Source organism: Pseudoalteromonas sp. ATL1 (assembly GCF_058933015.1).
In genome coordinates, this window is sequence record NZ_JBZYXL010000001.1 from 1,786,520 (window position 1) to 1,805,364 (window position 18,845).

Sequence of the window (18,845 nt, forward strand, 5' to 3'; positions counted from 1 at the left end):
ATTATTACGCTAATAATTTGGCCAGAGCGACACCCACCGCGTGTGCACTCGTTGGGTTTTGACCTGTGATAACACGCTTGTCTTCAATGACAAACTCTTTCCATGGTTGCACTTTGCGATATTGTTGGGCTTTACGTGTCAGTGCCTCTTCAAGTAAGAATGGAATGTCGTTAATGGTGCCAAAATCGATTTCTTCCTCGCGGGTAAATGCGGTAACAGATTTATCTGCTATCAATGCTTGGCCATTGCTTAACTGAATGGGTAATAGTGCTGCAGGACCATGGCATACCGCAGCGATAATACCGCCGTTTTCAAAATGTGTAGCAGCAAGCTGTGCCATGGCTTCATTATTGGCTAAATCTGAAAGCAAGCCAAAACCACCTGGGTAAAAAATGGCGTCGTAATCTTGTATATTGATATCAGACACTGGAATGGTGTTGTTTATTTGAGTTTGAAAAGACTCATCGCCTAGGATCTGATTATTAACGTTATCATTTTCCATATCTGTACCATATAACGGTGCTTTCCCGCCGCTAATTGATGCAATGTCATAGGCAATATTGTTTTCATTCAGCACATGGATCACATGGGTGAGCTCTGGTGCATAAGTGCCATTTGCTTGATTGGTGCTGCCCAATGTTGCGTGATTGGTTACAGGAATAAGAACTTTTTTCATCATGGTTGCCTTGTGCTGTATTGTTGCAAACTTAAGTGGGGCTACTTTATATCTTTTCCAAATTAATGATAATAACCATTTTATGGTAAACTCTTTTGCTAAATAGCAATAATTTCTGTATTGAATACAGACAAAGGGCCACCATGAACAGTTTTGAAGGGATATTTGAATTTGTAGCGGTTGCACAAAGTGGTGGGTTTACTGCCGCTGCCAAAAAGCTAGATTGCAGCACTAGCCACATAAGCAGACAAATTGCGCGCCTTGAAAAACGTGTTGGATGTACTTTGCTGGCTCGTACAACGAGGCAGATCAACCTGACTGAAAATGGGGCATTTTATTACCAGCAATGCAAGCAATTGGTCACTGGTTTACAACAAGCAAATGAACGTTTGAATCAGCAACAATTTAATCTTAATGGCACGCTTAGAGTCAGCGCGGCAGGTGGATTTGCAGAGAGTTTTCTTGCGCCAGCGTTGATGGAGTTTGCCAAGGCACACCCAGAGCTGACCATTGATATGGACTTTAATAGTCGAATGGTCAACTTTGTGGAAGATGGTATTGATTTCGCAATTCGTTATGGGGAACTTAATGATTCAAATTTGATCGCCCGTAAATTGATTAGCCGCTCAATGATGGCGGTTGCAAGCCCTGACTATTTAGAAAAGTTCGGTACACCCAATCATCCCAATCAGCTTAAAAGCCATCGCTGTATTATTGCCAATAATGATCATTGGACATTCAATATTGATGGAGCGAAGCAGAGCATAAAAGTATCGGGTAACTGGCGAAGTAATAACTCAAACGTGGTTGTCGCTTCTTGTGAAATGGGCTTAGGTATTGCTTATATGCCACAAAGCACATTTAACGAGTCGCTTAAAGCGCAAAGGGTAGTTCCAATATTGCAATCTTTTTGTACTTCGGGCGCGACTAGCTGGATTGTCTATCAAAATAAACAGTTTATGCCACTTAGAGCGCGCCTCGCGATTGACTTTTTATTAGAGTATTTTGCAAAGTGGGATGACAATAATGCTGGGCACGAGCGTTAGGTATAATATTTATTTAAAAACGCGAGTCGTGCACACGGCCATGTTGCTTGTCATCTAACATCTACTAGCACTGACACGATAGCGAAGTAAGAACATGGATAACTAAGGATCAAACTATAGGGGACAGGATGGAAATCATCAGAAGTAAAGAATTCACAGCTGAACGTGCTTGGGGTGCAAAGGACATTGCCAACATGAATGGTATTACCACACGTTTGCATTGGACCGACCAACCCTACAAATGGCATATCAATGATGGTGAAGAGGTGTTTGTGGTGTTAGATGGCACGGTTGAAATGTTCTTCAAAGTTGATGGAGTAGAAGAATCGGCTTTGCTTCATACTGGCGATATTTTTTATGCGTCTGTCGGCACTGAGCACGTTGCGCATCCTAAAGGTGAAGCGAGAATATTGGTGATTGAATCACAGGGGAGTGTTTAAGTACGAGTTATAAATTGCTCACAAACAGCTCTAGTGAAGGGACCGTATCTTGTGATCCCTTTGCATACAGCTAACGCCACTCGTTTAAGGCGATGAGACTTATTAAATGGAAGGTGGCAGTGCTCAAACTAATATCTGCTGTTGTTCTGGCGAAAGTCGAGAGTTCGTAAACGGCCAGCAATACTTTCTACAACGCCTTTTTTATTGGCGTCCCGCAAAAACTTTAATCCAATATTAGAGTAGCCAAATGTGATGTAAATCAAAAGTTGATTTATTGGTAATTGCGTGTAATTGCGTGATGGCAAATTCCTGCTAGACTCTTCCTTACCAATGCACTGATATTAAAATTTTTATTTTAAGTCAGTGGTTTATAGAGAAAGAGGTACAACGTGCTGGCCCTAATACTACTGGCATGTTGAATAGGCAGTTATGTGTTTTGAGGCGATGAAGCTACAAAACATATCGAGATTGCGCCAATTATCCACAACTCAACTCGCAAGGATGTAACATCATGCTGTGTCTAAATAATTCTTTAACCAAGCAAGCGCTTACCGATAACCTAAATACGGTACATGCCGTTGGAATGGGTGAGCTTGCTGTTAAATCACTGTCGTTACCCTATGCTGGAGAAGTTGAGCCGTCATGGTATCCAGCTGTTTCTTCAGCACTTACTACCATGCAAACTCAAGCATCCTCATGGGAAACGCAAATCGGACCTGCCATATTTTCCGTGGTACCGCAAAGCGTCCTGGACTTAGGCAATTTTTGTGTTAATACCTGCTCAGAAATGCAGACAATTATTAACCAAGCTAAGCAGTCTGGCGCAACATCATTAAGCAGTACTCAGGTTGCTGATTTAAGTGCAATCTGCAATGAGATCAGTCAAATGTGTAGCCAAGCGAACACTAAGTTAGCGGGCTATGACACGCAATTACGCCAGGTGATCAGCGACTTTACCGCGGCGCGTACGGAGCTTGTCAATGCCGTTAATGAAGCTGAAGCGGTACTTGAGTACGACGAAACACAATTACAGCAAATTGAGGCGCAGATCAGCGCACTGCAAGTAAAAATTGCGCGCTTGTCGTCAGATCTTAATCATGAAGAAGTCGGCACGGCGACCGCTGTGTTTGGTATTGTTGTGTCTGCAGTCACGATAGCGGCAACCGGTGGATTGGGTTCCATTATCTCTATTTCGGTGGGTTTAGTGCAGGTGGCATTTAACACCATCAAAGAGGTGATCAACAGCAAAGAAGTGCAGCAAGATATTGATGCCATCAATGCGCTGATGGTTGAAGCGAACGACGAGACTTTCCAAATGATGGCAATGCGCTCGCTCATTCAATCCATTGACACGGTGTTATACCAAAACATGAATTATCAAGATGCGTTCCCGACCATTGAGGCTTTGCTCTCAACCTTGTCTGCAGAAGCACAAAATATTTCTGTTGCATTGGCTCAGCCAAGCAATGAGTGGAGCAAAATACCGAACCTGCTTACGCTTGAAGCGGCAGAGGCGAATTGGCAAGAGTTGATCACCTTCGCAACGCAAGCTCAAGAGTCACTACTTACAAGAAGCCAAGAAAAAATTACCTTGAGTACCCCAGCAAACTAACACGCACTTTGTGGATACTCATAATATAACCATCAGTAAACTAAGGAAAAACCATGACTGATACAACTAACACACTTGCTCCAGATACAGATCAAACGCAACAAAACTTAGCGGACAACTTAAACGCCAACACCATTGTGACTGCATACGCACATGCCATGCTCAATGTACAACTTAACCCAATCCCAGGGTTAGACACGCAGCCAGATTGGTTTGATACCATGCAAACCAATCTAACAACCGCCAAAGAACACGCGGATTCGTGGGTTGAAGATTTAGGGCCGCGTTTATTTGCGACTATTCCGCAATCAATCATCAACTATAACAACACGTTTTTAAATGCGACCAATGATATTTTAGGCATTATTAAAGATGCGGGTGGTAATCCAACGGATGCACAGAAAAACTCCATCATAGAGTTACTACAGGCGACTTTGGCGCGTTTAGATCAGCAAAAGAGCACTATCACCACAGCGCAATCTGATTTGGTGACTTTCTCAGAAGACATCCAAACGGATCACAATAACCTGCTTGATGGGAACAATGGCGCGATTGCGGCATTACATGAAGATCAAGATAAAGTGATTGAAATTCAAGGTAAAATTGGCGAGCTTAATCAGAAATTAGCGAACGATAAGACCCTTGCAACAGTATCTGAAATTGGCATTGGTGTGGGTATCTTTTTAGCGGTTGCGGGTTTTGCATTAGCGGTCGCAACGGGGGGGGCGGCAGCGCCTTTAGTTGTAGGTGCTGTGGGTGTGGTTGCCACCGGAGCAGCGATAGCTGGCACAGTCATTTGGAATGATGACATCACACAAGATCTAAAAGACATTAATGACGCGCAAAATGAACTAGATGCGGAGCAAGCTCAGGTTTCTGCGCTACAGACCATCATTAGTACAGTAGAAGGTTTGGTGACGCTGAATGAGTCTGCGCAAACGGCGTTGTCGCAAATTCTAGACATGTATGAAACGCTGAGCCAGAAGATGACATCAGTTATCTCTGACTTAGAACAAGCACAAGCAGATGAAGTGGGCGGCATCTTGCAAAAACTGGATATTGAGTCTGCGCAAACGGCGTGGGGTCAACTGGAACAGTTTGCTGAAAAGGTTGAGGCACTGTCGATCACGAACCAAGGCACCATTGATGCGCCGCAAGAAGAGACATCGGCGGCTTAATTAACTGATTAGCCCTAAGCTCTGCTGTGGCAGGGGTTAGGGCGTGTTTACGACAAGTAATGAGATAAGATGAGTACAGAAAAGCATGTATTCGACCTAGCTTGGATAAATCAGCTCAATCACACTTTAAGTCGCGGCAACACAACTGCACACAATGCACATTGGGCAGAGGCGCGCCGCAGTTTTCGGGTCGATTTGAGCCAAGCTATCATTCATTTAGTTAATCAATTTGATGCGTATATGCCCACTTTTATAGATTGGCTCGCGCGCGATCAATTGGATGGGCAGCACATTGAAAACGCGTTAGTGATGTTTGCTCGTTTACAGCAAAAAGTTGAGTCTCTTGTTGAGCACCATCAGAGAATCACACGCCATTTAGAATCTCTACTTGATGATACTCCAGAGCAAACGCAGGAACATGCTCACTTAGTTGCGGGTTTGCATGCGTTACAAAGTATGGAAATGTACTGGCGGCTATGGATAAAGATATTTGAAGAACAAAAGTATCACTTGCCTAAAGTGAGTAATCGATTTGAATTAAGTGGTGTTGTAAAACAATTAAAAATCGCTTTGGAAGAGCTGGTGCAGTTGCGTGAACAATGCGAGCAAATCCAAGGTAATCAAATAAGGTAAAAAAATGCCAGATTATAGCCATCTCTCCTTAATGCCTGATACTAAGGCAAGTCAACAGGCCATCAATAATACCATGAGCGCCGCAAGCCAAGTGAGCTTGTATGCCTCTCGTGCTTTGGCTATTGAATTAAACCCAAACTTTATACCCAGTGCGCTTTATCAAGAGCTGAGTCAGGTTTTAAATCAAGTACAAAGCCACGCTAAAACTTGGCTCAATGATTTAGGCCCGAAAGTTGTTCAAACCTTCCCCAATCAGGTCATTGAGATAACACCGGCATTTAATCAAGCGGCGGATACGATGATTGCAACGATGGAACAAATCCGTCAGCAACAAGGTGAACCAACACAGCAACAAAGAGATGCGTTAAGCCATGAACTTAACGGGTTATTGGGCGTAGTCGAGCAGCAAGTCAGTGAGCTTGATAGTATTCAACAGCAACTGGTGGCATTTAATGAATCGTTGGAACAAGACCAAAAAAGCCTGAATAACTCCAATGCAGATATTCAGCGTTACCTGAATGATAGCCAAACCAATGAAAAGTCGCTCAAAGCACAAATTGACAGCATCAACAGTCAAATAAGCTCAAAGCAGAAATCACTCAGCTATATGTGGCTTGCAGGGCCCATCGCAATTGCAGTTATTGAAAAAGAGATCAGTGATTTAAAAAATAAACAAAAGCAACTTATGTCACAATACAATGATGCGCATCAACAGTGTATTCAAATAGCACAGCTCCAAGATGTATTTACTGGACTACAAACGGAAAATGTCAATGTGCAAGAGGTATTCAGCTTAGTGCTAGAGCAGTGGGAAGTGGTGAAGCAAAAGTTCACAGCGGTAATCGATGCGCTTAACCAAGCCGCCAATGAAGATGTATTGATTATTCTAGAGCAGCTTGATTTGGAAGTAGCCAAATCAGCTTGGAATGAACTGGATGAGTTTGTAAAAAACTTATCACAAGCCGCTCATTAGGCTAGAACCAAGCATTTCTTAAAAAGGGCCTTGCAAGCCCTTTTTTATTTTTTATTCTTTTCATTCAATTCGTTATATTTTTTACAACATGCCCATTTGTTGTAGCACAAGGTAAAATCAGCGAAAAGTCATCATGACGTCAAGTAATGCGATGGCTGGTTCTCTAACGTAAACGCCATCCAATATCACCTTTTAAATCAAGCGCTATCTGGGAAAGACAAAAAATCCTTATTGATTGCATTAGGTACGAATTCGGTCAGTTATGGCAATAATAAACATTCAATGCTGCGCGGGCCTTACCATGGTCAAACGCCTCCAGGACTTGTGCCTCAACCATTTGCGCCAGGTTTTGTATCAACGCAAGGATGGGAGATGGGGGCTCGTTTTCGCCAGATTTAACGGAGTTCTATTTCATAAGGGCAGTTAAGCAAGCCAACGGCTTCAAGCAAGAATTTGTGGTATTTACACTCAGCGAGAACACGTGGCATGAGCGTGTTGTGTCTGAGCGAATTGGGCAGCCCTTTATCTCACCGGATGGGCAAACTATGCACTTGGGCAAGCATTATCAATCTCGTACACAAACGGGTTGGTCACAGATAAAAAGTCTTGAGTCGCCATTTTCTGATATACGCATCATGAGCTTAACAGTATCGAAGCAAGGCACTTACGTGTTCGATGAAGCGAAAAATGGTGTGGGCCTGCTCAGGTCATCACGCTTAATTGATGGCAAACGTGAAGCGCCAACACCTTTGAGTAAAAACATCAACACGGGGGAATATAACGCACATCCTTTTATTGCGCCTGACGAGTCATACATCATATGGGATGGACAACGAAATAGCCCGGTACGCAACGCGGATATATTTATCAGCTTTCGGCAAAAAGATGGTGCGTGGGGTGAAGCCATAAAATTGGGCGATGAAATTAATACACCACTTTCTGAGTATGGTGCCAAGGTAACGCCAGATGGAAAGTACTTGTTCTGTGATCGAAATATGGGCACGTCCGATAATACCGATATATTCTGGGTCGATGCGCAAGTGATAGAGAAGCTCAGGCCTAAGGTTTAAACTCTGTAGCCATTGTCGCAGCGCCTTTGTTCACCGATATGCGCTGCTATATCGAAAGAGAATAGAAAGAAATTTGAGCAACGGCTCCGCATAGAAGCACAAAATACACATTAAGTAACATTGTAGCGTTAGACATGCTCCTGCTTTGTTTGCTATCAATATAGTTAAATAGAAACATTTTGATTGTAACGTGTGTAAAGCGTCGGAGTCGTAAAACATGAAAACATTATATCGCTACTTAATTCTTCTCGCTCTGCTGGCTGCGGCATTGGCCTGTTATAGCCATGGTGGGCAAACAGGGGCTTTTGTATTTATTCTGCTGGGTTTTGCGTTTGAAGCGGCGTTTTGGTTAAAACTGTTCCCAAGGAAAAAGAAAACGCACAACACAACGCACAACACTTAGTACAATTTCTGTTTGTCTCGCCTAAGAGTCTAAACGCGGTATCAGTTTAACGATGCTTGGCCAGCATAGCGTAAAGCGCCATGGCTCTTCCCAAAAATAGCACGCAGCGTCTAAGTCGATGCATAGCATAGTCGCAAAGCTTTTTGCTGAGCCTTGATAGTACTCGGTGTTTTTTAACGCGTTTAACGCCTCTAATACGGTTTGCTCGCTTAGTTCATCTTGTTGATAACTAAGCACAATATTCGTTAAATTGGATAAACTGGCCCTGATGTGCTTTGGTGCGCATTCATTTTTTGGGATGAATTCAAGTTTGTCCATATCATCTCACGTTGAAGTGGCTTGGGTAATGTATAACATGAATTATACGACAAGGGAGAGTTCACCGTTAATGCATTATAAGCTTGAGTTTATCTAATGTGTATTTTGTATCTTCATCCCGTTTGTTTTGCTTGGCTGGTGCAAATTTCAAGATTTAACCATTTTAGGTCGTAATTACGGTAAATCGGGCATACAAAGCTGGTAATTTTTAGTGGTTAATAATAGGCTCTATGCACGCTGTATTAGAGCCTTTTTTATTTTATTGGTATAAATAACGTTATGAAAAATATTACCTTTCTTTTTTCTTTATTACTTTTCTATGTTTTGCCTACTCAGGCGCAAGAAGCGCGTGTGTATCTGTCTACACCCAGTACGCAAATCAAATCTGGCAGTGAGTTTTATGTTGATGTGTTAGTTGAGGGATTGCCAAAACTTTATAGTGTAGAGCTTAAGATGGAGTACGACTTTAAGGCGACTGAAGTGCTGGATCAAGACGATAAAAAAGAAGGGGTACAAATTGAGAGTGGTAATTTTTTCAAGAATGAAACGTTGTTCACATTGAGAAACTTTGCCGACCCCAATATGGGCAACATAGAATATGTGGTTAGCCAAGTTGCGCCTGCCAGTGAAGTAGCAGGTAATGGCCGTATTGCACGTGTTAAGTTTAAAGCGACAACTAGTGCGCAAGAAGGGGTTGTTAAAATTACTTCTGCGGAATTTGGCACTCGCGAGGGTAAAGTAATGCGCTTTCCAATTGGCTCAGCATTAAATTTGTCCTTTGGTGATAGTTACGAAGTACCAGCAAAACCTAAAGCGGATATCGACAAGATAGCGATACTGGTTTTAGTTATCAGCGTTGTTATTTTGTTCTTCAGCGCGCTGATGGTGCTCAAAGTACGTCGCGCTTAATAGCGAACAAGGTTGCAACAGAGCTGCGAAAAATTTGAGGTAGGTGTTTGTGGGGAAACCAATAACACCTAACTTCATTCTTTAACTCAGTAACTTACGCCACCCAACAACGTTAGCAGGTCCTTTGTTGCGAATGATAGTATTGCGTAGAATGCGCCCTAAAAAAGTCTGGCCTAAACTAGCCAGTTTAATGATTTTATTTGATTCGTTTACGGTCCAAGTAACTCTCTCTTCACGCTTGTTTTTAAATTGCGCTAGTATGCTTGGAATATCATCTCCGCTGGTGATTAAATTCGTCAAACAATCAACATCTTCTAAAGCCATGCCAGCGCCTTGTTGCAAGCTTGGTGGGCAACCGTGCAGCGCATCACCTATTAACACGACATTGCCAAAAACAGGGTTTGTACAGGCAACACTTTTTAGCTCTCCGGTGACAATGTGTGTGTCATCGGTCAGGGTATTAATGCATTGCAACACAGGCGGTGCGTAATTAGAGAACACTTGTGTAATTGCGCTTTTGGGCGACATTGCATAGTACTTACCTGACTTATCAATGATATGACCATAGCAATACACTTCATTATTACTCATTGGATAAATCATAAATAGTGCATCGTTGCCAACGTAATAGACAGGCTCAGTGCTCGCTTCAGGTTTTGTTGTGATAAAGCGCCAGTTTGTAACCGATGGCTTAATTAATGGTGTATTGGGCTGCACAAAAGAGCGAACTTGAGAATTAATGCCGTCGGCAGCAACGACTAAGTCATAGTCTTTTTGCTGACCGTTATTAAATGTGACCTGTGTATGAGAGGAGGTGTGTGTTAAATCGGTGAGCCATGTGCCAAGTTGAATAGCGTGTTCAATGTCTTGTCTTAGTACCTTCATCAGCGAGTCTCGTTTCAATGATACAAACGGGGCCTTGTTAAGTGGCGGCTCGTGCAGAGAAGCTTTTGCTAAAGTTGTACCATTTGCTAATGCATATTCAATCTCGTTGACTTGATGTGCATGTTCTTTGATTTGCTCACTGAGGCCCAATTTTTGTAGTTCCAACATCGCGTTGGCGGGTAAGCAAATAGCGGCACCTTCACTTGTTAATATGCTTTCTTTTTCTATTATGTCGGCTTCAATAGTGTGTTCTTTGAGGCGTCGATATAAACTACAACCGGCTATTCCAGCTCCGACTATCAAGATGCGCATATAAACTCCCTTGAGTGTGGTAATTAAGTTGCTATTTTTCAACGGGCCACAATAGAGGGATTCATATATTTTGACAAGTGCAAAATGGCAGGCAGAGCATATCTCTTCGGAGGGTACGATAGATGATTATTGTGTCCACATGTTTAGAAATAGTCGTCTTGGCGTTGTGCACTCGCGTTTTTGGTGTTTATTTTTGGTTGCTAAGTTGTAAATTTAATTTGTATATTATGCGGGCGATGTAGGTTGTTTGTCGCCATGGCTTAAATGGCCTGATTTCGGGATATCGAAGTTGCAGGTTTCATAGTTTTTGGTTACTCGCTTCATTGCTTGGCGCAATCGTGATTAAACATGAAACAAGGAACGCGAACTATGATTAAAAAAATGGGCATGGCTTTAGTTGTTTTGGCCTCAGTTTTATACATTGCATATGCACTGACCCCGACTGAAAAACTATTCAATTTAATCGTTAATCTTGAACGAACGATAGCAGGTCTTGAAGTACAACAAACTCAAATTAATGGTTTTGATATTGAGTATCAGCGCGGTGGAGAAGGTACGACCTTGATACTACTGCACGGCTTGGGTGGCAATAAGGAAAATTGGAATCGTATAGCACCTTATCTAACCGATAGCTACGATGTGATTGCGTTGGATTTGCCTGGCTTTGGAAATAGCAGTAAGCCAATGGAAGCGGATTATGATGTCAGCTCACAAGTAGAGCGGCTAAAACAGTTTGTGGATGCGCTGCAGCTTGAACATTTTGTGTTGGCAGGTAACTCGATGGGGGGTTATGTAGCTGGACATTTTGCTGCGCAATACCCGCAGCAAGTTGATGCATTATGGTTACTTAATCCATTTGGTGTTGCCGGTGGGCAAACGAGTGAGATGTTTGCGCGTGTAGTTAAGGGTGAAAACGCCATGGTGTTGCCACGTAACGAGCAAGAATTTAAAGCACTGTTTGAGTTTTTGTTTGTTGAACCGCCTTATATGCCCAAAGCTGTTGTTGAGCACCTTGCTGCGCAAGCAGTGAAAGCAAACCCCATCAATAAAAAGGTGTTTGAACAAATTCATTATATTAAAAATGGTCGAGTGCAACCGGAACTGCCTTTAGAGGATGCGCTTGGTACGTTTAATGCGCCGGTGCTAGTAATGTGGGGAGATAACGACAGGGCTTTACATGTCTCTGGTGCGCAAGTCTTAAGCAAAAATATTGCACAGGCTCGGGTGGTGATCATGCCCAATATTGGTCATTTACCTATGATTGAGAGTCCTAAACAAACGGCACAAGCGTTTGTTTCTTTTATGCGTTTGTAGGTGCAGAGCCAACATATAAACTCAAGTATGAGTTTAAGAGGGCGCTCTTCTTTGAGTGTTGAGCGCCTATGTATTGAACACTTAGAGTGTCATACCAAAACGAGAATCTCCGCTTTCGGTATATTTGATATGGGTGTTAGCGTCACCTTGTACGGCAAGGTAACACTCACCGTAATGAGTTGGTACGGTAAACGAAGAAATCGTTTGCTGTTTGAAAAGGTGGTAACCATTTTGGCAGTACAAAGTGGCTGCGCTCACTTTACCTTGCGTTGTAGCCAGCGCAATGGTGTTGCGATTTACTGTATGACGCCATGTTCTGTGACCAACTAACCGTGCGTTAATCTCAATACTTGGGTTCTCTTGCATGAGTTGCTCTAATTGCTGCGTGAATTGATCAACCGTTTGTTGAGATAAACTTTTGTATTTTATCTGACTCATTTGAAGTAGCGTTTTTTTTGCGTCCGCAAAATGTAAATTATACACCTGTAAATTCATCAAATTTTGCAATGCCATAAGCGCCAAATCGGGTGTTAAATGCTCAAACAGGAGTGCCGCTTCATCAACATAAATACCGTATTGGTACCAGTCTTTTACACTTGAATAGTACACGCTGTAGAGCCATGCCGTATAAGCTCTTTCGGTGAGATTTTTAGTGTGATCCTCTGCTAAATCAGCAAGCGCTTGCTTTGCTTGTGGTTGTGCGTTAACCACGAGCTTTTTAGTTTGATCAAAATACTTAGCGTATGTTGAAGACAGGCTATCGTTGCTCACCCCAGCCATCACTTTATTGAATTTAACCGTAAAATGGGCTGCACTGGATTGAGTTTTGCCATCTAGCTGAGCAGGTGTGTAGCTTAGTTGTTTCAAGTACGACTCGGCATCTGAATAATAATCGGGGTTGGATGTCTCAAACATAAGCTGTGTAGGTTGACCTTGAGCATCAACCATAAAATCCGCTTTGACCCACGCTTCTGAACGAGTACCGTTCTTGGCATCCGACAAAAGTGTCGAGTTCTTATTTTTAGCAAGTTCAGCGGGCTGAAATGCAGCGTTCGCTATTGTGCTGATAAAAAGTAGGGCGAGGGGCAAAGATTTATTTAACATTTTTAATACGGCGCTTCGAATGAATAAGTTTTTGCCATGATAGCAAATCGTGTACAACTTGTCCTTGTTTTAGGTGCTTACTTACTCTCATTAATGTTTGAAAGTTCGGCTTGTTGACACCTTGTTTTTGGTCATTTAACCTTGCACTTCATTTCAATGAAGTGAGGACGACCTCACCGCTCTATCTCATTCGGGGACGGCCCCACAGATGGAGTGAATATGTCTTGGTTTTACTTACTAGTTGCAGGTGTTTTTGAAGCGCTATTGTGAGTTGCTTTGGATAAATCTGCAGCCTTTTCAAACGGCCACTATGTTTTGTTGGCGATTGCTTCAATGGCCATTAGCCTATATTTGTTTTCTCTATCACTCAAAGACATTCCGACAACCCTCGCTTATATTATTTGGCTCGAGGCGGGTACTCTTTGTGTAATGGTGATTCACTATGGGTTGCTTGGTAAAACTATAAGCGCACAAGAGCTGTTTTTTTATCCATCATCTTAATAGGTATAGTTGGCTTAAAGCTCAATCATTAATTAGGAGGACTTTTCATGTCAGGAGAAACCAATTTAAACGTATTACTCAAGTCAATGCAGCCAAAATTATTGGATGGTGAGTACGTTTTTATTACCCTTGCTAACGGGCGGTATGGCGACGGCACAGAACTAGAACCAATTGGTATGTATTTAGAGCAAGAAGGCATGACCCTTATCGTCCCCAAGACCAAGGCTGATCAGTTTGCTTTTAGATATGATTCAGTGTTTAACTGTATTACATTAGAGGTACATTCAAGCTTGGATGCGGTTGGGCTAACGGCGGCATTTTCGAATAAATTGGCGGAAAAAGGGCTTAGCGCAAATGTTGTTGCTGGGTATTTTCATGACCATATTTTTATACAGCAAGATAAAGCACAATTGGCTTTGGCTGCATTACAAGAGTTTGATTAATTCGTTTTGGAGAAGTGGTGATGAGTTTAGTTGCGCTCGAGGGTTATATTCTTGTCCCCGAAGATGAGCTTGAAACGGTAAAGTTGGTGCTGGACACGCATATTAACCTAACGCGAAATGAACCAGGCTGTTTGGTGTTTGAAGTGACGCAAAATGCCCATCAGGCTTTGCGGTTTGATGTGTACGAAGAATTTAGCGACAAGCAAGCATTCGAACTTCATCAAAACCGAGTTAAAAATTCTGAGTGGGGAAGAGTCACGGCGAATGTGACTCGACATTACACCATAAAGGGCGCTTAAATAGGGGCGCGTATTTAATTAAGGAGAGAGTATATGCTCAGTGGGCAGTGTTTATGTGGGGCAGTTGAGTTTGAAATTAGTGGTGAGTTACCCAACCTTTATCAATGTCATTGCTCGTTGTGTAGAAAATTATCGGGATCCGCATCCGACAGCGCAACATTTCTCAATGCGCAGCAGTTTTCTTGGCGAGCTGGGCAAAACAACATCAGCTCTTTTAAACTACCTTCAGGGTATCGCTCCGACTTTTGCAAAACGTGTGGCAGTACGGTGCCGCACCTAATGGAAAATGGTGTACAAGTGTGGGTGCCTGCCGGTTTACTTGATGAGGTAGGCAGCAGCGCGGTCGTCGCGCACCTTTATGTAGATTCAAAAGCCCAGTGGGACTGCATTGCTGATAACGGTGTGCAATATGACACTATGCCAAGCATGGTGGAACTAAACGCACTTTTGCAAAATAAGTCGTGAATTACATTGTGATTTATTTTGAAACAATTTCAGACACTTTCTTAATCTTCAATCGGCAAGGAGACGTATAGAATAAGTATTCAAAGATCGAATAGGAACCACAATGAGAAAAATAATAATCCTGATCGCACTACTGGCAATGACCGGATGTTCAACCAAGTTTGCTTATCGCAACGCGGATTGGCTCGTTTATTGGTATTTAGATGATTACATTGAGTTGACGGATGAGCAAGAAAAGCGGTTTGATGCACACCTACAACAGTGGTTAACTTGGCACAGAACGCAAGAGCTGAGCAATTACATTAGTCATCTCAATGAATTAAAAACAGATATACAAACAAATCAAATCACCCTTGAACGGGTGGCATATCACCGCGAAAAAGCGTTCTCACATTGGTTAAGTTTTAGAGATAAAATAGCACCCGACTTGGCAGCCATGGCGCCTATGCTGAAACCTGAACAGGTGAACCAGCTCTTTGAGTCGCTCAAGCAGCAAGAAGATGAAGGGGCAGAACAACGCGCCAAGTTATCGGCAGAGAAAAAGCAGCAGCGATGGGTGAAGCGCAACAAGAAGCAGCTGAAAAGGTGGCTAGGTAAACTGACCAATGAGCAAGAAGCCATGGTTGAAGCGCAATACAGCAAGTTACAAAGTACCGCCGACCTGTGGTATGAATACCGTTTAACCTATCAAGCCCAGTTGCAAAACGTATTGACCGATTTAGCTGGTCAAGAGGGGCTTAAAACACCGTTATTGGCATTACTCACTGCACCAGAAAAGTTTCGCCCAGATGAGCTAAATCAACGCAATGCGCATAATGCCCAGTTGGACTATCAACTTACCGTTGCATTGTTCAACAGCTTAACCGATAAGCAACGCAATCATTTACTCGAAGAGTTAGATGATTTAATCGCCGATTTAACGTCGTTGCAAAAGTAAGCGGTTAACCGACATTGCTCTAACTCACTTTTGGACAGAAACGCGTTAGAGACTAAGGACAGCGGCGTGCCAGAAGCAGCCGTTAAATAGTTTTATTAAAATCAACAACTCTGACCCCATTGATTCAGTTGACCCCATTGATTCACAACAGCTTGTTATATTTTCATTGGCACCATATCTAATTCAAATCTATTTGGGTGCTGTCGAGCTTTTAAAAGCTCGATACTATGCTCATAATTTTTTAGCGACGTAATTATTTCCTGCTCATTTTCTGAACTCATATTGCAGCCAAGTATTATCTTAGTAATTGCTTCCTTGGGTATTTGATACAAAAATAAAGAATCGCTCAATCTAGATAGTTTATTGCAAGCATTCATTAAAAAGTGCTTTTTAATATTTTTTAGACAGGTTTCACTTTTAAAATTAAGCCAAGTAGGGTGGTTATTATTAATCTCCAAAATATAATAGTTATTACAATCTTTGATAAAATTAAAATATGGTTCATTTGTATTTATAAAACGGTCAAAACCCTCAATAGCTGAGTTTTTAATTTTTATCTGATCAGCGAACATTAACCTTTCAGCAATTCTATACTCTTTCTCATACATCCATTGTTCTGACTTCATAAAAATGGCATCTTTATGACTTACCTCATAACAATTTACATACCTGTTATTTGAGTATATTACTGGTTTAGCCAACCCATTGTCATCACTTAAATATGAGCTATGTAACACTCTATTTCTCAAACCTATTTTTTGATGATCTAACTCAATAACGAAGCCTGAATGTTGATCTCCATAGTGACTCCACATCAACAAGTTATCAAAGGTTTGACTTAAAGAAACGACACCATAAGCATCCAAATCACCTGTAAATGAAATATGATTGGAGTTATTTATTTCAATTTCGTTATCTAAATTACTTTGTATAAAACTTTCCACTTGCACTGCTGGTGGCAAACTCTCAAATGGGTCGTTTAGTGCGCACCTTTGAGTAATTCTCAACACTGGATTATCAAAATATCCTTTTCTGTAAGATGAATATTTGTATAAAATTTTCATATGCTACCCAATAAGAAGAAAATATAACACCCGCGTAATAGGCGCGCTGCTAGCGTCCTAATTGACGCGATTGTTATATAATTACTCAACGAATCCTACCAATTAACTCTCTAATTTCTGCCGATCTAATACCGCTACCTTCTGTGGTCCATGCCCACGGCGGGATCGCACTTTGTAAAAAGGCTTTAACACCCGCCTCTTTTCTGATCTAATAACGCCCACATTGTCACTATCTACTTGTTAATTATGTCGTTATTTAGCCACCTTGAACTTGTTGAAGATAAGCGTTCTTCTATCAATCAACATCATGATCTTACTGATGTTTTGTTTCTTATCATCTCGGCGGTTTTATCCGGTTGTGAGGGCTGGAAAGATATTGAAGTGTTCGGGCACAGTAAACTCCCTTGGCTCAGACAGTTCAGAGCCTTTAAACACGGTATTCCAACGCGACATAGCATTGCACGAATTCTTAAAACAGTGGAGACTGATTCATTGGTTTTGGCCTTGTTCAGTTGGGTCAACGAGCAACGGTCTCAATCTGATAAGCCAATCATTGCGTTTGATGGTAAAACCTTGCGCGGTGCCAGTAAAAAACGTGAGGATAACTTACACTTGGTGTCCGCCTTTGATTGTGAGTCCGGCCTAACCTTATACCAGCGCACGGTTGAGAATAAATCCAATGAAATTCCCGCAGTCAGAGTACTATTGGATGTACTAGATATTTCAGATTCAATCGTCACATTGGATGCGTTGCATTGTCAAAAAGCGACGCTATCAAAACTTACCTCACGAGGGGCTGATTATCTGGTTCAGGTTAAAGCAAACCAGAAAACACTCTATAAAGCAGTCACTTCGTGTTTTGAAACTGCCTTTGCCCAAGAGGAGAATTTACCTGAAGATGTACAAGTCAGCAGTGGTCATGGGCGTCAGGAAACGCGCATCACTTATGCACTGAAAGCAGATAAACTGCCTGAAGAGATAAAAGCAAAATGGCCTGGACTCACTTCACTGGTTGCGGTTGAAAGACACAACAAGTCCGGCTCAACAACAAAAATAGATACGCACTTTTATGTTACTTCTGTCGAGCCAGATGCGCAGATGTTGCAAAAAGCCATCCGCCATCATTGGCACATCGAGAACCAACAGCACTGGGTGTTGGACGTGGTGTTTAAAGAAGATGCCTGTCAGATAAGTGAGCCGATTTCTGCGGAAAATATGGCGCTATTCAGACGGGTTGTTCGCAATCTGGTAAAACAGCACACAGGCCGTAAAGATTCGATACGTGGTAAATGCGTTCGGGCTAGTTTTGACGATGAATTTAGGGCAGAGCTTATCTTCGGTTAATGGTTGTTAACGAAGTATGCTCTCACCCTGGGTCCATGCCACTGTCATATTAGCTGCTTTTAAGCATTTTATTAGCATAGATATATCGCTGGCACTGCCTTCAGTATGAATATACAATTTTCTTAGCGTTTTCTCTTGAGGAGAACCTTTAGGTACTCTCTTCTCGCCGATCAAAACCGTTTTATCCTCTTCACTGACAATTCGACTCGGCAATTCGGGCCTAACCTCCTTCCAGTTGTTTCGTAAATTTTCGATTTTCTCACTTAATGGGAGCGAAGCAGGGAATGATGCATTCAGGCCACTAAGAAAATCCTTGATATTAAATGGAGAGGAGACCCCGCCGCTTTCTATCCCAAGTTCTTTCTTAATCTTTTCTTCTTGCCAAGGTTTGATATATAAATCAAATTGACCTTTCGAGTGGTTTCCGTACAGTTTAATCCGCAGCATAGACCTAATATTACGGAGATAAACAAAAAGTTGGTCATTCGTATCAGTGTCATTTTCATCAAAAAACATCAAGAATAAAAAACGACCTCGACCATTTTTCACCTCAAAGGCAAGGGTTTTTTCATCCCGTTCGAAGGCCTCATTGTATAACGGGCCTAAGCCTGCCAAATTAAATGCATCTGACACTACTTTCTCCTGAAGTCAATTATTCGTATAACAGCTTATTCTGTCCCACTTGGTAGTTTACAACACACCAAAGCGGCTCATATTACATACCTTTATAATTCCACCAATAATTGCCATTGTAAACAAGTGTGTAACACAGTGTTAAACTCATGTTTTCCACTTACCCCAAAACGGCGAGTATTCATGTTATACGACAAAATCAGGCACTTTTTATAAAAGCAGCATAACTTTGCTCTCTATTAACGTCGGCTTCTCGCTCAAAACAGACCTTTAAAACATTTACGTT

General features: G+C 42.0%; 22 protein-coding genes. 16 read left to right on the top strand and 6 right to left on the bottom strand.

What is annotated here, in order from left to right; genetic code table 11:
* Nucleotides 1-4 precede the first annotated feature (4 nt).
* The gene (locus tag AC5FX4_RS07985; RefSeq protein WP_493607791.1) at nucleotides 5-676 is read right to left on the bottom strand and encodes a type 1 glutamine amidotransferase domain-containing protein; all 672 of its coding nucleotides are present in this window, start codon (nucleotides 674-676) and stop codon (nucleotides 5-7) included.
* Nucleotides 677-819: 143 nt separating this feature from the next.
* Here AC5FX4_RS07985 and AC5FX4_RS07990 point away from each other — a divergent pair, with 143 nt between their 5' ends.
* The 8 genes from AC5FX4_RS07990 (at nucleotide 820) to AC5FX4_RS08025 (ending at nucleotide 8,031) form a co-directional block, all read left to right on the top strand.
* Nucleotides 820-1,722: a LysR family transcriptional regulator gene (locus tag AC5FX4_RS07990; protein ID WP_493605908.1), complete on the top strand. Its 903-nt coding sequence runs from the start codon at nucleotides 820-822 to the stop codon at nucleotides 1,720-1,722.
* 128 nt (nucleotides 1,723-1,850) lie between these two features.
* Nucleotides 1,851-2,162, top strand: coding sequence for a cupin domain-containing protein (locus AC5FX4_RS07995; protein WP_493605909.1), 312 nt, complete (start codon nucleotides 1,851-1,853; stop codon nucleotides 2,160-2,162).
* Nucleotides 2,163-2,673: 511 nt separating this feature from the next.
* Entirely contained in the window at nucleotides 2,674-3,774 is a 1,101-nt protein-coding gene (locus AC5FX4_RS08000) for a hypothetical protein (protein WP_493605910.1), read from the top strand.
* Between the two features lie 53 nt (nucleotides 3,775-3,827).
* Nucleotides 3,828-4,952: an HBL/NHE enterotoxin family protein gene (locus tag AC5FX4_RS08005; RefSeq protein ID WP_493605911.1), complete on the top strand. Its 1,125-nt coding sequence runs from the start codon at nucleotides 3,828-3,830 to the stop codon at nucleotides 4,950-4,952.
* A gap of 69 nt (nucleotides 4,953-5,021) precedes the next feature.
* On the top strand, nucleotides 5,022-5,585 hold the full coding sequence (locus AC5FX4_RS08010) for a hypothetical protein (RefSeq protein WP_493605912.1): 564 nt from the start codon (nucleotides 5,022-5,024) through the stop codon (nucleotides 5,583-5,585).
* A 4-nt stretch (nucleotides 5,586-5,589) separates the two neighbouring features.
* On the top strand, nucleotides 5,590-6,558 hold the full coding sequence (locus tag AC5FX4_RS08015) for an HBL/NHE enterotoxin family protein (RefSeq protein ID WP_493605913.1): 969 nt from the start codon (nucleotides 5,590-5,592) through the stop codon (nucleotides 6,556-6,558).
* 365 nt (nucleotides 6,559-6,923) lie between these two features.
* Entirely contained in the window at nucleotides 6,924-7,628 is a 705-nt protein-coding gene (locus AC5FX4_RS08020) for a TolB-like translocation protein (RefSeq protein WP_493605914.1), read from the top strand.
* A 217-nt stretch (nucleotides 7,629-7,845) separates the two neighbouring features.
* Complete coding sequence (locus tag AC5FX4_RS08025) at nucleotides 7,846-8,031, top strand: hypothetical protein (protein ID WP_493605915.1); 186 nt, start codon at nucleotides 7,846-7,848, stop codon at nucleotides 8,029-8,031.
* Between the two features lie 21 nt (nucleotides 8,032-8,052).
* Here the strand turns inward: AC5FX4_RS08025 and AC5FX4_RS08030 are convergent, their stop codons facing one another.
* A complete protein-coding gene (locus tag AC5FX4_RS08030) occupies nucleotides 8,053-8,349 on the bottom strand; it encodes a hypothetical protein (protein WP_493605916.1) in 297 nt (98 codons plus the stop codon).
* 279 nt (nucleotides 8,350-8,628) lie between these two features.
* Here AC5FX4_RS08030 and AC5FX4_RS08035 point away from each other — a divergent pair, with 279 nt between their 5' ends.
* Nucleotides 8,629-9,258, top strand: a complete 630-nt coding sequence (locus AC5FX4_RS08035) for a cohesin domain-containing protein (RefSeq protein ID WP_493605917.1) — start codon at nucleotides 8,629-8,631, stop codon at nucleotides 9,256-9,258.
* Nucleotides 9,259-9,339: 81 nt separating this feature from the next.
* Here the strand turns inward: AC5FX4_RS08035 and AC5FX4_RS08040 are convergent, their stop codons facing one another.
* A complete protein-coding gene (locus AC5FX4_RS08040) occupies nucleotides 9,340-10,455 on the bottom strand; it encodes an FAD-dependent monooxygenase (RefSeq protein WP_493605918.1) in 1,116 nt (371 codons plus the stop codon).
* Between the two features lie 369 nt (nucleotides 10,456-10,824).
* Here AC5FX4_RS08040 and AC5FX4_RS08045 point away from each other — a divergent pair, with 369 nt between their 5' ends.
* Nucleotides 10,825-11,769: an alpha/beta fold hydrolase gene (locus tag AC5FX4_RS08045; RefSeq protein ID WP_493605919.1), complete on the top strand. Its 945-nt coding sequence runs from the start codon at nucleotides 10,825-10,827 to the stop codon at nucleotides 11,767-11,769.
* 81 nt (nucleotides 11,770-11,850) lie between these two features.
* Here AC5FX4_RS08045 and AC5FX4_RS08050 read toward each other — a convergent pair whose 3' ends face one another.
* Nucleotides 11,851-12,873, bottom strand: a complete 1,023-nt coding sequence (locus tag AC5FX4_RS08050) for a hypothetical protein (RefSeq protein ID WP_493605920.1) — start codon at nucleotides 12,871-12,873, stop codon at nucleotides 11,851-11,853.
* A 276-nt stretch (nucleotides 12,874-13,149) separates the two neighbouring features.
* On the opposite strand from AC5FX4_RS08050, the gene AC5FX4_RS08055 reads away from it, so the two are divergent.
* The 5 genes from AC5FX4_RS08055 (at nucleotide 13,150) to AC5FX4_RS08075 (ending at nucleotide 15,518) form a co-directional block, all read left to right on the top strand.
* A complete protein-coding gene (locus AC5FX4_RS08055; RefSeq protein ID WP_493605921.1) occupies nucleotides 13,150-13,374 on the top strand; it encodes an SMR family transporter in 225 nt (74 codons plus the stop codon).
* Nucleotides 13,375-13,421: 47 nt separating this feature from the next.
* Nucleotides 13,422-13,817 carry an ACT domain-containing protein gene (locus tag AC5FX4_RS08060; RefSeq protein WP_493605922.1) on the top strand — a complete coding sequence of 132 codons (396 nt, stop codon included), beginning with the start codon at nucleotides 13,422-13,424 and terminating at the stop codon, nucleotides 13,815-13,817.
* A 20-nt stretch (nucleotides 13,818-13,837) separates the two neighbouring features.
* Nucleotides 13,838-14,116, top strand: coding sequence for a putative quinol monooxygenase (locus AC5FX4_RS08065; RefSeq protein ID WP_493605923.1), 279 nt, complete (start codon nucleotides 13,838-13,840; stop codon nucleotides 14,114-14,116).
* A gap of 33 nt (nucleotides 14,117-14,149) precedes the next feature.
* Nucleotides 14,150-14,581 carry a GFA family protein gene (locus AC5FX4_RS08070; protein ID WP_493605924.1) on the top strand — a complete coding sequence of 144 codons (432 nt, stop codon included), beginning with the start codon at nucleotides 14,150-14,152 and terminating at the stop codon, nucleotides 14,579-14,581.
* Between the two features lie 103 nt (nucleotides 14,582-14,684).
* Nucleotides 14,685-15,518 carry a DUF6279 family lipoprotein gene (locus AC5FX4_RS08075; RefSeq protein ID WP_493605925.1) on the top strand — a complete coding sequence of 278 codons (834 nt, stop codon included), beginning with the start codon at nucleotides 14,685-14,687 and terminating at the stop codon, nucleotides 15,516-15,518.
* Between the two features lie 155 nt (nucleotides 15,519-15,673).
* On the opposite strand, the gene AC5FX4_RS08080 is transcribed toward AC5FX4_RS08075, so the two are convergent.
* Nucleotides 15,674-16,582 carry a DUF2971 domain-containing protein gene (locus AC5FX4_RS08080; RefSeq protein ID WP_493605926.1) on the bottom strand — a complete coding sequence of 303 codons (909 nt, stop codon included), beginning with the start codon at nucleotides 16,580-16,582 and terminating at the stop codon, nucleotides 15,674-15,676.
* Between the two features lie 246 nt (nucleotides 16,583-16,828).
* Between AC5FX4_RS08080 and AC5FX4_RS08085 the strand changes: the two genes are divergently transcribed.
* Complete coding sequence (locus AC5FX4_RS08085) at nucleotides 16,829-17,926, top strand: ISAs1 family transposase (protein WP_493605927.1); 1,098 nt, start codon at nucleotides 16,829-16,831, stop codon at nucleotides 17,924-17,926.
* Between the two features lie 6 nt (nucleotides 17,927-17,932).
* Here the strand turns inward: AC5FX4_RS08085 and AC5FX4_RS08090 are convergent, their stop codons facing one another.
* On the bottom strand, nucleotides 17,933-18,559 hold the full coding sequence (locus tag AC5FX4_RS08090; protein WP_493605928.1) for a hypothetical protein: 627 nt from the start codon (nucleotides 18,557-18,559) through the stop codon (nucleotides 17,933-17,935).
* Nucleotides 18,560-18,845: the final 286 nt, after the last annotated feature.

Excerpts from the sequence above, each read along its gene's own strand:
- AC5FX4_RS07985 (WP_493607791.1), bottom strand. The coding sequence starts at position 676 with ATGAAAAAAGTTCTTATTCCTGTAACCAATCACGCAACATTGGGCAGC.
- AC5FX4_RS07990 (WP_493605908.1), top strand. The coding sequence starts at position 820 with ATGAACAGTTTTGAAGGGATATTTGAATTTGTAGCGGTTGCACAAAGT.
- AC5FX4_RS07995 (WP_493605909.1), top strand. The coding sequence starts at position 1,851 with ATGGAAATCATCAGAAGTAAAGAATTCACAGCTGAACGTGCTTGGGGT.
- AC5FX4_RS08000 (WP_493605910.1), top strand. The coding sequence starts at position 2,674 with ATGCTGTGTCTAAATAATTCTTTAACCAAGCAAGCGCTTACCGATAAC.
- AC5FX4_RS08005 (WP_493605911.1), top strand. The coding sequence starts at position 3,828 with ATGACTGATACAACTAACACACTTGCTCCAGATACAGATCAAACGCAA.
- AC5FX4_RS08010 (WP_493605912.1), top strand. The coding sequence starts at position 5,022 with ATGAGTACAGAAAAGCATGTATTCGACCTAGCTTGGATAAATCAGCTC.
- AC5FX4_RS08015 (WP_493605913.1), top strand. The coding sequence starts at position 5,590 with ATGCCAGATTATAGCCATCTCTCCTTAATGCCTGATACTAAGGCAAGT.
- AC5FX4_RS08020 (WP_493605914.1), top strand. The coding sequence starts at position 6,924 with ATGGGAGATGGGGGCTCGTTTTCGCCAGATTTAACGGAGTTCTATTTC.
- AC5FX4_RS08025 (WP_493605915.1), top strand. The coding sequence starts at position 7,846 with ATGAAAACATTATATCGCTACTTAATTCTTCTCGCTCTGCTGGCTGCG.
- AC5FX4_RS08030 (WP_493605916.1), bottom strand. The coding sequence starts at position 8,349 with ATGGACAAACTTGAATTCATCCCAAAAAATGAATGCGCACCAAAGCAC.
- AC5FX4_RS08035 (WP_493605917.1), top strand. The coding sequence starts at position 8,629 with ATGAAAAATATTACCTTTCTTTTTTCTTTATTACTTTTCTATGTTTTG.
- AC5FX4_RS08040 (WP_493605918.1), bottom strand. The coding sequence starts at position 10,455 with ATGCGCATCTTGATAGTCGGAGCTGGAATAGCCGGTTGTAGTTTATAT.
- AC5FX4_RS08045 (WP_493605919.1), top strand. The coding sequence starts at position 10,825 with ATGATTAAAAAAATGGGCATGGCTTTAGTTGTTTTGGCCTCAGTTTTA.
- AC5FX4_RS08050 (WP_493605920.1), bottom strand. The coding sequence starts at position 12,873 with ATGTTAAATAAATCTTTGCCCCTCGCCCTACTTTTTATCAGCACAATA.
- AC5FX4_RS08060 (WP_493605922.1), top strand. The coding sequence starts at position 13,422 with ATGTCAGGAGAAACCAATTTAAACGTATTACTCAAGTCAATGCAGCCA.
- AC5FX4_RS08065 (WP_493605923.1), top strand. The coding sequence starts at position 13,838 with ATGAGTTTAGTTGCGCTCGAGGGTTATATTCTTGTCCCCGAAGATGAG.
- AC5FX4_RS08070 (WP_493605924.1), top strand. The coding sequence starts at position 14,150 with ATGCTCAGTGGGCAGTGTTTATGTGGGGCAGTTGAGTTTGAAATTAGT.
- AC5FX4_RS08075 (WP_493605925.1), top strand. The coding sequence starts at position 14,685 with ATGAGAAAAATAATAATCCTGATCGCACTACTGGCAATGACCGGATGT.
- AC5FX4_RS08080 (WP_493605926.1), bottom strand. The coding sequence starts at position 16,582 with ATGAAAATTTTATACAAATATTCATCTTACAGAAAAGGATATTTTGAT.
- AC5FX4_RS08085 (WP_493605927.1), top strand. The coding sequence starts at position 16,829 with ATGTCGTTATTTAGCCACCTTGAACTTGTTGAAGATAAGCGTTCTTCT.